Raw genomic sequence first — 13,245 nt, forward strand, 5'->3', positions numbered from 1 at the left:
GGTGGGGGAAGGAGATGGAGGAAGAGTCGGAATAGGAGGGGTTACAGGAGGCTGAGGTTGGGGAATGACGGGAGTAGGAGGTTCAACAATTGTTTCTAACCCCCTGGGAAGAAACTGAGTAGACAATAGAGAGGCTTTGGTAGTAGTCGTTTCAGCCTTCCTACCTTGGGGAAGGGAAGAGAGAATTTGTTGGTCAGGGTTGAATGTAATAGCAATTTCAGGTTGATTATTAAAGGAAGGATTAGTGTTAAACAGGTTAAATACAATATTTGTGCTATTATTTTCTCGAATCCGGTGAGCTTGGAATTCGTTCATAAAATTGACCTCAGTTGTCAGTTAAGATTAACTGGATCATTTATATCGTATAACCTTAACGTCTTGTAAATTTTTTTCTAAATTTTCAATTATCCTCCCTCCCGGAATCTGAGACTTTTAATGTAAATTATCTCTAATGATCTCAACTGAATCGTTTAAATATTAGGTTGATACAGAAAATATTATACCTTAATTCACTAAATTATATGAAGTTAAAATTTAACGATTTCTACTTGTTTTTTAAACTTAAAAAATATTTTATTCTATCTTTTTTAAGTTTAAGAATAAATAGTGTTTATCTTTTTTTGAGTTTAGTGATCGCTATTTTATTAGTAATTAATTTTCACCCTTCTTGGGGTCAAAGCTTACCTCCTTCCTCAGAAATTCGAGGCGTTTGGTTAACGAATGTTGATAGCGATATTTTATATTCTCCTAAAGCTTTAACCTCTGGATTAAAACGGTTAAAATCCATCAATTTTAATACCCTGTATCCGACGGTTTGGCAAGGGGGTTATACCCTGTATCCCAGTGCGGTAACTCAACGAGAATTTGGAGTTTCTATTGATCCTCATCCTGGATTAAAAAATAGAGATATGTTGCAGGAAATTGTAACTCAAGGACATCAACAAGGTTTCACCGTAATTCCTTGGTTTGAATTTGGATTAATGACCTCTGCAAATTCTGAATTAGTCAAAAAACATCCAGATTGGATCACCCAGCGAAAAGATGGCAGTACCATTAAAAAAGAAGGCGTTGAAGAACGAGTTTGGTTAAATCCTTTTCACCCAGATGTTCAAAATTTTATTCTACAACTGATCACAGAAATTGTTAAAAATTATAAGATTGATGGGATTCAATTTGATGATCATTTTGGCTTACCTGCGGAATTTGGCTATGATAATTATACCCTTAAATTATATCAACAGGAACATAACGGACAATCCCCCTCTTCGGATTTCTATGAAACCTATTGGGTACGATGGCGGGCTGATAAAATCAATCAATTGATGAAAAGAACCTTTGAAACCATTAAATCTATTAAACCCGATTGTATTGTTTCCTTATCGCCTAATCCTTTGCATTTTGCCTTACCTGCCTATTTACAAGATTGGTTTACCTGGGAACGAAAAGGATGGATAGAAGAACTGGTTTTACAAATTTATCGTTCTGATTTGAATCGATTTATCACTGAGTTAGACCGTTCAGAAGTGATCTTAGCAAAAGATCATATTCCCGTTGCAATTGGAATTTTAAGCGGGTTAAAAAATCGTTCAACTTCAATGGAAATCATTAAACAACAAATCACCGAAATTCGTCGCCGAAACTTTGCTGGGGTGTCTTTCTTTTTCTATGAAAGTTTATGGAATTGGTCAGAAGAATCGCAACAAGACCGTCAAACTCAACTTTATCAATTCTTTCCCAATGCTGTTAACCGTCCAAAGGTGAGATTAACTTTCTAACATCTCCTAATTCTGCGATCAATTTATGAAAATTCGTTGTATTGCTAATACTGGATCATATCTTCCTGAAAGTTACCTCGATCCCAGACGGGGTTACACAAAAGAAATGGAATTTCCCCTAACTGTTGGCAAAGACTATACTGTTTACGCCTTCTATATCAAGCAAGGACTGGTTTGGTACTATATCTGCGAGGATAACTATTCATGTTTATACTGAGTATTGAGTGTTTTGTGTACACGGGTGTCCAGAAACCGGGTTTTTTCTGAAAGTTTGGGTTTTTCCTAATAGTTTTGTTTAAAAACCCGGTTTCTAAGAGCGATTATAAGCTCGAATCATCGCTTGTGTTCCTTGATTTCCGCCTAATCCTTGGTCTAATTTTTGGACAATTTTAAATAATTTATCGGCTAATTCTGTACCGGGTAATGGAAGATCTGAATTGACCATTTCTTGAATAATTCTGAGGTCTTTTAAGATGTGTTTAATCATAAAACCGGGTTCAAAATCCCCGTGAGCAACTTTTAAGCCTAAATTTGATAACGCCCAAGATCCGGCGGCTCCGGTGCTACAAATTTCAACGACTAAATTGGGATCAATGCCTTGTTTTTCAGCTAATAACATGGCTTCACAAATGCCAACCATATTTAAAGAACAGAGAATTTGATTACAGAGTTTAACGGCTTGACCACTGCCAACATTTCCACAATACCGAATATTTTTGCCCATTGTTTCTAATATCGGTTTAGAGGTTTCAAATATTGTTTGATCTCCACCGACCATCAGGGTTAATGTGCCGTTTTTAGCACCAATATCACCGCCAGAAACGGGAGCATCTAGGAATTGAATTTGAGCAGGTTCAAGCTGTTGAGAAATGTGTCGGGCTGCTGCTGAACCAATGGTGCTAAAATCAATAATAATTGCCCCTGGTTTCGCAAAGTGAATCACGCCATTTTCGCCTAATATAACGGCTTCAACGTCGGGAATATCGCTTACACAGGTACAAATAATATCAACCTCTGTAACGGCTTCTTGAATAGAATCAACGATATTAGCTCCTGCGTCTAATGCTATTTTAACACCAGGGCGATCGCTCGTTCGATTCCAACCGTTAACAGAATATCCTGCTTTGGCGAGGTTAGCACTCATGTAACCACCCATCACCCCTAAACCTAAAAATGCTGTTTTCATTTTCCTATTTTATGAGTATAATTCGTAATCTTGTTTAGCTCTTAATTCTAATGCTGTAGCCTGTTGTTTTTGAGCAATATTAATTGCTTTTTGAAAATCTAGTTTTGCGGCTTCTAAATTTTGATTTACCTTTACATTTAGTCCTCCGCGTAAACGATAAAGTTCTGCTTCCCAAAAATGTTCTTGATTTTTCTCAACCTTAATTAAGGCTTTTTCCAAGATATTGAAGGCTGAATTATAGTCTCCTCCTTTACTATAAGCTTGTGCCATTAATCCTAGAAAATAGGTATGGGAAATCTGACCTCCAATTTTAGTATGGTCGGTAATTCCCTCCTGTAATTGATTGATTCCAGCTTCAAAATAGCCTTGTTCAACTAATACCCAACCTTTCAATATTTTACCATGAACAAGCCAAAACTCAAAGCTTTGTTCTTGGGAAAGAGCGATCGCTGATTCTGCATATTTTTGCACAATTTCGGGTTGCTGACAATATTGATAAAACATGGCAGCTAGACTCAAAGCCATGCCTAAACTATAGGGATGCGATCGCTCATGAGCTAAAATTAAGGATTGTTGACTATAGTGTAACGCTTGTTCAGTATTTCCTAATAGCCAAGAACTCCAAGACAGAAAACTTAAAAAGCCAATTCCTACATCTTGTCCGGTTAAACAAATATAACAGTTATTCGGCTTAAGTTGATATAAGGATAGCCCTTTTTGCCAATGGGTTTGAGCTTGAATTATATCCCCTAAATAGAAATGACATAATCCTAACGTAAAATAGGCTTCCATTTCAAAGATTGGATTCTGTTGTTGTTGAGCTACACTCATTAAACGATGGGCAAATTCAAGGGCAATTTGATATTCTGCTCTAGCGATATGATAACTATATAATCCCCACAAGACTAAGAAAATTTGGGGAGTATCTCCAATTTTTAGACATAACTCCTCACTGCGTTTATAAACCGTCTCAACTTCAGAAGCCGCATATCCTTTTGTGGCAATTAAGGCTTTTCCTAAAGTCGTCTGTAACTGTAATTCTTGTTCTAAATGGTGAGAAGTTTCGGGTAAATCCTTTAATAAAGATAATCCTTTATTAAAATGGGCGATCGCTTCTTCATTAGCAGAAGCTTTAAAGGCTTTATCTCCCGATTTTTGCCAATAATTAATGGCAATTTCTAGTAATCCTGCCTTAGTATAATGATAAGCTAATAATTCGGGTTTCTGTTCTGCGAATTCTGGAAATTTTGATTCTAAAGCTTGAGCGATTTGACGATGATAGCGTTGTCGGGTACTTTTGAGTAACGAATCATAAGCAGCATCTTGAATTAAAACGGTTTTAAAGCTATAGGATGAAATCGGAATTTCCCCTTTGATGTTCAGCAAATTTCTTTCAACTAACTGCTGTAAACCCTGAATAATTTTATTTTCATCTAATCCTAGTTCTGTTAATTCATGAATAGCAATCATTTGTAATAATTCATAACTAAACTCTCGACCAATAGTTGCTCCTAATTGTGCCACTTCTCTCGCGTGTTCTAAACGATCTAAGCGTTCCATTAATAATCCCTTTAACGTATCAGGAATGGTTAAACGGGGAACTGACCCGACTAACTCATAACGACCTCCCAGATCTTCTAACCATCCTGAATCTAAAACCATTTTGGTTAATTCTTCTACAAATAAAGGAATTCCATCGCTTTTTTCAAGAATTAACTTCATTAAAACCTCTGGTAAAGCTTTTCCGAGGGTAATTCCATTCACAATTTCTGTGGTTTGTTCCAAAGATAAATAATCTAAGTTAATTTCCGTGATTTGGGAAAAATCTAAGGATTTAATTTCAAACCCTGGGCGAGAAATACATAATCTTAAAATGGGTAGATTTGATCCCGCTTCAATTAATCGATTTAGTACCTCTAAACTCGAAGGATCAATCCAATGTAAATCTTCGACAATCACTAAAACGGGTTGTTGACTCGCCAAACGACGAATCATCGCTAACATTGCTTCTATAATTTTCTGTTTTTGAGCTTGGGGCGATAAATTTAAAGGGGTATATTGTTCAGTTAAAGGAATTTCTAACAGTTGGGCAAATAGCGGTACAGTTTCAGCGACAGGAAGTTGATTTTCAGTTAAATACTCTTCAAGTTTTCTGAGTTTTTGATCAGGAGAATCCTTTTGCCATAAATTCAAAATTCTCTCCCGTAATAATTCAAGAATTGGATGAAACGGCGTATGTTGATAATAGGGAGAACAATATAACTCTCGTAAGCGATAATTTTCGGTCGCCAGATGTTGTTTAAAGGCTTGTATGAGTCGGGATTTTCCCATTCCCGCTTCCCCAGTGACTAATACCACCTGTCCTCGTCCCGTTTTCACCGTTTCCCAGATGGCTTTTAACTGTTCGAGTTGCTGTTGACGTCCAATATGAGGGGTTTCACGGGTTGCAATTTTAGCTCGTTGACAATGGTTCGTTTCCCGCAGCACTTGATACACTTGCGTTGCTTGAGAAATCCCCTTCAGCGAATGTAAACCCAGGGGTTGAAACTCAAAAATATCTTGCACCAGTTGATAGGTTTTCTGACTTAATACGGCCATATTGGGTTGGGCTAGACCTTGTAAGCGGGCGGCTAAATTCGGAGTTTGGCCAATGGCTAACTGTTCTCGTTTGTTTCCCGCCCCCACTTCTCCCACCACCACTAACCCCGTATGCAGCCCCAAACGCACGGCTAAGTTCAAACAACGATTTTGAACACAACGGCTTTTGAGACTCGCCATCGCTTCAATAATGCCCAATGCAGCCCTCACCGCCCGTTGAGCATCATCTTCATGGGCAATAGGATAACCAAAATAAATTAAAATCCCATCCCCTAAATATTGGGCAATATAACCTTCAAACTGCATCACTATATGGGCGCAGGTTTCCTGATAGGTTTGAATCAATTCTCGCAGTTCTTCCGGGTCAAGTTGTTCGGATAAGGCCGTTGACCCGACTAAATCACAAAACATCACCGTGAGTAAACGGCGTTCTGCGGGTCGTGTAAACACAACAGAGGATCTTTCCCTGACCTGTGCCTCCGGTTTGATGATTAAGGGTGTAAACCCTCCTTCCTGAAATGGCGACGGTTTGCTATTGTTGGATGCAGGATATAAGATTTCGGGTTTATTGACCGATTCCGAGTTTGTGAGCAAAGTGCCGCATTCAATACAGAATTTTGCTTGCTGAGAATTGTTGAATCCACAACTAGGGCAAATCTTATCCATTGTTGTTTCATCATTTGTAGCAATAATTGGAATTTCGCTCATTTTCAACCTCTTAGGAGCTTAAACTCGGTTTTGATCTCAACTTAGGGGGTTATACGTCTGATCTGATTAAAACTAAAGGCATAATAAGATATCAATAATTTAAGTTCAGTATATAAGGTGTATTGGTAAACATGGGTTTTGAACCGGACTACAACAAACAGTGCTTAGAAAAGCTAATCTGGGCGATGCAGAAGCTTGAAATTGATTGTGACGAGACAGAACTGCCTAAAATTGCAGAACTGATTGTACAAACGATGACCGGGCCTTGGCGCTATTTTCACACCCCGAATCATATTTTTGAGGTGGGGGGAGAGGAAGATCCGATTGAAGTTTTAGCTGCCTTGTTTCATGATGTTGTCTATGTACAGGTGGATCAGAGTGTTAATTTTAATTTAACCTATTATATTGCTCCGTTTATTCGCCAAGTTGGAGAACATTTACTGATTCGGGATGGGGAAGACTTACCCCCAGATGAAGGTTTTGAAATGGTTAGACAAATCTTTGATTTTGCTCCCAGTCAAACTTTATCTCCCGTGAGTGGACAAAATGAATTTTTGAGCGGATTAGTGGCTACCAAAGTATTAGAACCGTTGTTACCTTTAGAGTTTTTGGTGCAAGTGGTGGCTTGTATTGAAGCAACAATTCCTTTTCGACCTAAAACAGAATTAGGAAGTAATAGTGATGTTTTATATCAACGTTTAAAGGATGTTTGTAAAACCCTTGATTTAAAATTAACGGATGAAGATTTAATTGAAACTGTTAAACGTTCCGTTAGACTTTCTAATCGAGATGTGGGAAGTTTTGCCCATGAAAGTGCTGCCCGATTTTTAGATAATACTTGGAATTTGCTACCGGAAACAAATCACTATCTCAAAAATTCCAGTTCTTACACCATTAATCAATATCGGACAGCTTTGCAAAAAATGGAAGGGTTTATGAATTTTATTAAACCCGAAATCATTTTTCATCAATTTCAAGGCTATCCTGATGAGTTAAGCTATAACGCTTTAGTGGAAAGAGCTAGAAAAAATATTGAGGTAGGGCGCTTGTATTTGGCGAGTAAGTTATTTACTATTGCCTTTTTAGAAGCGTTATCCTTACGATTTGGGCGAGTGATTCCGGTTTCAACGTTAATGGGTGAAATGCCAACTGAAGGATTTTCAGCCGTTTCTTTAGTGGATTTTTTACCGCCTAATTTTAATTCTCACCCACCCAAAACGGAATTGGAACAACAAGTTTTAACATTGTTAGAAGAAGGACGAACCCAAAGTTCATCCTATGATATCAAAAATTCTCCATTAGCAACTTATATGGTCAAATGTTTAGGGTTTGATGAAATTATCCATCAACGCAACCGCGCCCAAGAATTTTTTCAGAATAAAATTACTCATGAAGAATTTTTAGCGGGTTGTGATGATCATGTTAAAAAAGCTGTAACGGATGGAATTGTTCAGTTATTTGACTCTCGCAAAGCTGCTTTGTGTCAATCGTTATAAGAGGGAACAGGAAATAGAGGGAAAAGGGGATAACTCTTGATTCAAAACTTTGGCAACAAAGCAACTGAGGATTTATTTCATGGAATTTCTAGCCGAGAAACTCGGAAATTTCCTTCCAATTTAATTAAAGTGGTGGTGCGGAAACTAGATATGTTAAATGCAGCTGATCAATTGGATGATTTACGGGTACCACCTGGGAATCGTTTAGAAGCTTTAAAAGGAGATTTAAAAGGATTTTATAGTATTCGAGTTAATGACCAATGGCGAATTATTTTTCAATGGAAAAATGGTAATGCTTTAGCAGTAGAAATTGTTGATTATCATAATTAAACTTCCTATGTTACCTCACAACCGAATTCCTACCCATCCTGGGGAAATTTTAGTTGAAGAGTTTTTGATTCCCTTGAACTTAACGCAAGCAGCTTTAGCAGAATATTTAGAAGTTCCTATTCAGGAAATCCATGAAATTATCATAGGAAAACGAGGAATTACATCTAAAACTGCTTGGTTATTCGCTCAAGCGTTCCAAACATCTCCTGAGTTTTGGATGAATTTACAAACGCAATATGATTTAGTTTTAAATCAACCTAAAACTCAAAAACCTCCAATTTTGCGTTAATATTTGTCGATTGATGTTGAATAAGATTCTGATGTATTTTCAATCAGTTTAACAATCCAAATTCCGCCAAAGTAAAGCCCTAAAACAGCCCCAGCTAATAAACTTTGGGTTAAGGGGTCGGTGGAGGGTGTTAATACGGCTCCTAATACGGCTCCGCCTAAGATAACATATCGCCAACCGGATAACATTTGTTTGGAAGATACAATTTTTAAGGCTCCTAATATGGCTTGAATTACAGGAATTTGAAAGGCTATTCCCGTACAGAATAATAAGACTAAAACAAATTCAAAGTATTTTTCAATGGAAAAGAATTGTTCAACAACATCAGCCCCATAATTAATAAAAAAGTTCAACGCAGCCGGAATTAACGCTATATAAGCAAAGCCTAAACCTAATAGAAATAATAGACTAGACCCTAATAAAGCTGGGACTAATAAACGGCGTTCTTTGCGGGTTAATCCCGGTAAAACAAACATTGTAATTTGATATAAAATAAACGGAGTTGCTGCGACTAATCCACTATAACCCGCTACCTTTAAAGAAACAAAGAAATATTCTCCCGGAGCTAATTGAACAAATTTAATTCCCGACGCAGGACGTTGTAACAGGTGCACAATCGGATTAACAACTGTAAAACAACCAATAATCGCAATAAATACTGCAATTAATGAATAAAAAATCCGTTGTCTTAATTCTTCTAAATGGTCAAATAAGGACATTTCGACTTCATCAGGAATTTCATCTAAAAATTCTTTTTTTTCTTCTAAATCTTCATCTGAATTGGTTGCAGACTGAACAATTGTGGTGGGATTCGACTTAATTTTTTGAGGATTATAATATTCTATCTGCGATAAATCCTGTTGGGGAATATCAACGGCTGAATCGAAAGTCGGTTCTCCTATTGTTGAATTTGTTTGTACCGTTTCTACTGATAAAACAACAGATTCATCTAAAATAGGTTCTAAATCCGATAGTTCTTCTTCCCCAGAACGATTAACCTCCTGGGAAGTTTCCTCAACAATTGTGTTCTGCTCCTCCTCAAAAGATGAAACAGGATTAATATTTTCATCCGTTTGAGATAACAAGGGTTGATTTGAGTTAGATTCCGGTGTCTCAAAATTTGAGGAAGGCGTCATAATGATCAGTGAGCGTTTAGACTAAAGTTTAAGACTCCCCACTCCCAAGAGCAGGGGATATTTGAGAGCTAATATAAATTTTTAGCAACGTTGATTCTACTTGAGAATTTAGACGTTAGATTAGATTGAACAACCACTAGGCTGAAACTCAGACGAGGAAGAGGATTGATTTTAATCCCCTCCCCTTCAATTTTCCATTTCAATCTTATGAAAAGAATACAACGTTATTGTCTTCTATTTTTAGACATTTTAAAGCATCTAGGTTATTTTTGGACGAGAAACCGGGTTAACAAACGGATGTGGCGAGCTTTTCCTCTTGTCCTATTGGGTTTAGTCGTGATGGGATTATCGACCTCTGGGACAGGTTTAGGAGGGTTGTCTGTGGGTATCCTCAGTCGAGCAGAACTCGCCCCTACCTCTAGCCAATTAATAGCCAGTGGTGTCAATTGGAAGACGCAGGTTAACCAAGTTGAGAAGGAATGGGAATCGGACTATGAAAGCTATTTTAGTCAAAATTTAACCGATAGCAAACTCACGGCTCCCGATATTGCCAAAATTTTAGCTCAAATTAGCTTAAAAACCGGAACAAAACCGGCTGTGCTTTGGGTTGTTCCTGAACCTGAAGGATTAGTCGTCGTTTTGATTACCCCTGAAAAAGAACCCTTGGGTCAAATTCAATCGAATATTAAACCAGAACAGTTGAGAACTGGGGTGATTAATTTATATCAAGAATTGACTAATCCTCGCAAGTTACAAAGTCGTTCCTATCTTGAACCTGCTCAACAATTATATAACGCTATTATTAAACCCGTTGAAGCGCAGTTAGAAGCAGAAAAGATTGATACCCTATTATTTTGTTTAGGGGCGGGATTACGAACCGTTCCTCTAGGGGTTTTACATGATGGAGAGCGTTTTTTAATTGAAAAATATGCTCTAACTCGAATTCCGGCTTTTAATCTGATGAATCTAAATTATGAATCCCTAAAAGATGCTTTCGTTTTAGCCATGGGAGCCTCAGAATTTAAAAATCAAAATCCCTTACCTGCGGTTCCTTTTGAGTTAGCTACAATTGTTAACTCGGATGGGATGAATGGTATCATCCGTCTTCCGATTGAAAATCCGCAAAATTTAGGACAATGGCAAGGACAATCTTATCTTAATCAAAGGTTTACAGTCAATAATTTAAAACGTCTGTTAAGCTTCAGTCCCTATAGAATTGTTCATTTAGCGACCCATGCAGAATTTAAGCCGGGAAAACCTGGAAATTCCTATATTCAATTTTGGGATGAGCAACTTAAATTAGATCAAATGGGTCAGTTTAATTGGAAGAATCCCCCGATTGAATTATTAGTATTAAGTGCTTGTAAAACGGCGGTTGGGGATAAAGATGCAGAATTAGGCTTTGCAGGATTAGCGTTTCAGTCAGGGGTAAAAACAGCTTTAGCGAGTTTGTGGTATGTTAGCGACACGGGAACCTTAGCCTTAATGAGTGAATTTTATCAACAGTTGAAAACCGCCTCCACCAAAGCCAAAGCTTTACAACAAACTCAAATTCGGATGTTAAAGGGGGATGTCCGTTTACAACAGGGAGAATTATTATTATCAAGGGGTGAAATTGCTTTACCGCCTGAAATTGTACAACCGGGAATTGAGAACCTTTCCCATCCTTATTATTGGGCGGCATTTACATTAATTGGCAGTCCTTGGTAGGGTTAGATTAAACAATATAAAGCGGAATTATGCCTCAAACTGTTTGGATAGCACGACATGGAAATCGGATTGATTTTGTCAATCCCGCTTGGTTTAATACCGCAGAACGACGTTATGACCCCCATTTATCCGAGGATGGTGAAATTCAAGCGAAACAATTAGCTAATCGTTTAGTCGGGGAAGGAATTACTCAAATTATTGCTTCTCCGTTTTTAAGAACAGTCCAAACTGCGAATGCTGTTGCTGAACGGTTAGATTTATCGATTAAGTTAGATTGGGGATTAGGAGAATGGTTAAATCCTGACTGGATGAGTTTTCCTGAAACCTTACCCCCAGAAATTTTAGCTCAGAAATTCCCTAGAATTGATTTATCTTATCCTGTCGGAGTTTTTCAGTATCCTGAAACCTGGGAAGAATGTTTAAAACGAACCGCCGACACAGCAAAACGTTTAGTAAAAACCTTTCCCCAGGATGATTTATTATTAGTTGGACATGGTGCTTCTGTATTAGGAACAGCCATGGCATTGATTCCGAGTTTAAAAGAAAACGAGATGAAAGCTGCCTTATGTTGTTTATTCAAATTGGTTCAACATCAAAATCAATGGATACTAGAACTCAAGGGTGATACCTCCCATCTGACCGAAGCCGAAACCGTAATTCGGTTTAATTAATAGCAGAGAACAGGGAACAAGAAATTACGAATTACGAATTACGAATTACGAATAAATACTGAATTCAGTTTTTTTTAAGGGGTATGGCGATCGCTCTAAAAAATTTTTAGGGGGAGAAAATTAACTCCCCCGACTACTTGATTAGAGAGAATTATTAGTGGAAAAATCCTCCGCCGTAATCAAAGAACTATTCACACCCAAGAGTTTAGCTACTTGTTGTTGAGTGCTCGTTACTGTCAAAATGGTATTGCCATTTTCCGACGTAATTTGTAACTGAGCAAAGGTCAATCCTCCGGTGAACACAATTCGGTCTGACCCATCTTGGAAATCGGTAATCGTTTCTGTGTCAAATTGAGTCGCAATATAGAATTCATCATTGCCATTGCCTCCGGTCAGGGTATCCAGACCTTCAGCACCGACGAGGATGTCATTACCCTCACCGCCGAGGAGTTGGTCTTCTCCGGTACCGCCATCGAGAAGATCATCTCCTAAATCACCCCAAAGCCAATCATCTCCTTCATTTCCATCGACGAGATCGGTTTCTTGACCCCCATAAACTGTATCATTGCCTGTGCCTCCAGAAATGATATCAACGCCTAGGTTGCCAAACAGGACATCATCTCCTTCATTTCCATTGACAAAATCTGCGCCTTGGCCACCGAAGACGAGATCATTACCTTCATTCCCTTCTAAAACATCTGTGTCTTCACCCCCCAAGAGCAGGTCATCTCCTGAATTCCCATGCAGAATATCATTGCCTTGACCTCCGAAAACTGTATCTTGACCGTCTCCGCTTTGAACTAGATCATCTCCTAAATCCCCGTAAATCAAGTCATCGCCCTCACCACTGACGACAGTATCATTCCCCTGACCGCCATAACCTGTGTTATTTCCTGATTCGAGAGTGATAAAGTCATTTTCTTTAAAGCCCAAGGCTTGATCATTACCACCACCGGAAGAAATCACATCCTGATTGTCTGTAGCTTCCAAATCATCGGTATTCCCTGTACCGTTAACGGGGTTAGCGGTAGCCGGAGGCGTGAGGGCATCGGCGTTGATTTTGATTCCCAGGTATAACTGGGTGGGGTCAAACACATAAACCGTCGTGGGTTCGGGAGTAGGTTGGGGTGAAACGGTAACAGGCAAGGATTTGAGGGCATCTTCCAAAGCCTGAAAGTCAGGTGTAGGAATTTGTGTCGGTGCGGGAGTAACGACCGGGGTGGGGGTTGGTGTAGGTACAGGTGTAGGGGTTGGTGTGGGTGTTGGTGTTTCTGTAGGCCGGGGTGTGGGTGTGGGTATAGGTGGCAGTGTTGGCGCTTCTGTGGGTACGGGTGTGGGTATCGGGG

General features: G+C 38.6%; 11 protein-coding genes. 6 read left to right on the plus strand and 5 right to left on the minus strand.

The window, feature by feature from the left end; all coding sequences use genetic code 11:
- A partial coding sequence (locus tag IQ236_RS26195; protein ID WP_228041876.1) for a hypothetical protein occupies positions 1 to 315 on the minus strand: 315 nt, incomplete at its 3' end.
- Between the two features lie 206 nt (positions 316 to 521).
- On the opposite strand from IQ236_RS26195, the gene IQ236_RS26200 reads away from it, so the two are divergent.
- Positions 522 to 1,775, plus strand: coding sequence for a glycoside hydrolase family 10 protein (locus IQ236_RS26200; protein ID WP_193871992.1), 1,254 nt, complete (start codon positions 522 to 524; stop codon positions 1,773 to 1,775).
- Between the two features lie 310 nt (positions 1,776 to 2,085).
- Here IQ236_RS26200 and IQ236_RS26205 read toward each other — a convergent pair whose 3' ends face one another.
- Positions 2,086 to 2,961, minus strand: a complete 876-nt coding sequence (locus tag IQ236_RS26205) for an NAD(P)-dependent oxidoreductase (RefSeq protein ID WP_193871993.1) — start codon at positions 2,959 to 2,961, stop codon at positions 2,086 to 2,088.
- Positions 2,962 to 2,970: 9 nt separating this feature from the next.
- A complete protein-coding gene (locus IQ236_RS26210; RefSeq protein ID WP_193871994.1) occupies positions 2,971 to 6,267 on the minus strand; it encodes an adenylate/guanylate cyclase domain-containing protein in 3,297 nt (1,098 codons plus the stop codon).
- A 131-nt stretch (positions 6,268 to 6,398) separates the two neighbouring features.
- On the opposite strand from IQ236_RS26210, the gene IQ236_RS26215 reads away from it, so the two are divergent.
- The 3 genes from IQ236_RS26215 to IQ236_RS26225 are packed head-to-tail and all read left to right on the plus strand — an operon-like array spanning position 6,399 to position 8,382.
- On the plus strand, positions 6,399 to 7,763 hold the full coding sequence (locus tag IQ236_RS26215; RefSeq protein ID WP_193871995.1) for a hypothetical protein: 1,365 nt from the start codon (positions 6,399 to 6,401) through the stop codon (positions 7,761 to 7,763).
- Between the two features lie 36 nt (positions 7,764 to 7,799).
- Positions 7,800 to 8,093 carry a type II toxin-antitoxin system RelE/ParE family toxin gene (locus IQ236_RS26220; protein WP_193871997.1) on the plus strand — a complete coding sequence of 98 codons (294 nt, stop codon included), beginning with the start codon at positions 7,800 to 7,802 and terminating at the stop codon, positions 8,091 to 8,093.
- A 7-nt stretch (positions 8,094 to 8,100) separates the two neighbouring features.
- Positions 8,101 to 8,382: a HigA family addiction module antitoxin gene (locus IQ236_RS26225; RefSeq protein ID WP_193871999.1), complete on the plus strand. Its 282-nt coding sequence runs from the start codon at positions 8,101 to 8,103 to the stop codon at positions 8,380 to 8,382.
- Here the strand turns inward: IQ236_RS26225 and tatC are convergent.
- Positions 8,379 to 9,182, minus strand: coding sequence for a twin-arginine translocase subunit TatC (gene tatC, locus IQ236_RS26230; protein WP_322744378.1), 804 nt, complete (start codon positions 9,180 to 9,182; stop codon positions 8,379 to 8,381). The genes IQ236_RS26225 and tatC overlap by 4 nt on opposite strands.
- A gap of 543 nt (positions 9,183 to 9,725) precedes the next feature.
- On the opposite strand from tatC, the gene IQ236_RS26235 reads away from it, so the two are divergent.
- Positions 9,726 to 11,228, plus strand: coding sequence for a CHAT domain-containing protein (locus IQ236_RS26235; protein WP_228041877.1), 1,503 nt, complete (start codon positions 9,726 to 9,728; stop codon positions 11,226 to 11,228).
- A gap of 29 nt (positions 11,229 to 11,257) precedes the next feature.
- Complete coding sequence (locus IQ236_RS26240; protein ID WP_193872003.1) at positions 11,258 to 11,899, plus strand: histidine phosphatase family protein; 642 nt, start codon at positions 11,258 to 11,260, stop codon at positions 11,897 to 11,899.
- Positions 11,900 to 12,040: 141 nt separating this feature from the next.
- On the opposite strand, the gene IQ236_RS26245 is transcribed toward IQ236_RS26240, so the two are convergent.
- Positions 12,041 to 13,245 (minus strand): calcium-binding protein (locus IQ236_RS26245; RefSeq protein ID WP_265578706.1); only part of this gene is annotated, 1,205 nt, incomplete at its 5' end.

Source organism: Planktothrix mougeotii LEGE 06226 (assembly GCF_015207485.1).
Taxonomy (GTDB): Bacteria; Cyanobacteriota; Cyanobacteriia; order Cyanobacteriales; family Microcoleaceae; genus Planktothrix.

Excerpts from the sequence above, each read along its gene's own strand:
- IQ236_RS26200 (WP_193871992.1), top strand. The coding sequence starts at position 522 with ATGAAGTTAAAATTTAACGATTTCTACTTGTTTTTTAAACTTAAAAAA.
- IQ236_RS26205 (WP_193871993.1), bottom strand. The coding sequence starts at position 2,961 with ATGAAAACAGCATTTTTAGGTTTAGGGGTGATGGGTGGTTACATGAGT.
- IQ236_RS26210 (WP_193871994.1), bottom strand. The coding sequence starts at position 6,267 with ATGAGCGAAATTCCAATTATTGCTACAAATGATGAAACAACAATGGAT.
- IQ236_RS26215 (WP_193871995.1), top strand. The coding sequence starts at position 6,399 with ATGGGTTTTGAACCGGACTACAACAAACAGTGCTTAGAAAAGCTAATC.
- IQ236_RS26225 (WP_193871999.1), top strand. The coding sequence starts at position 8,101 with ATGTTACCTCACAACCGAATTCCTACCCATCCTGGGGAAATTTTAGTT.
- IQ236_RS26235 (WP_228041877.1), top strand. The coding sequence starts at position 9,726 with ATGAAAAGAATACAACGTTATTGTCTTCTATTTTTAGACATTTTAAAG.
- IQ236_RS26240 (WP_193872003.1), top strand. The coding sequence starts at position 11,258 with ATGCCTCAAACTGTTTGGATAGCACGACATGGAAATCGGATTGATTTT.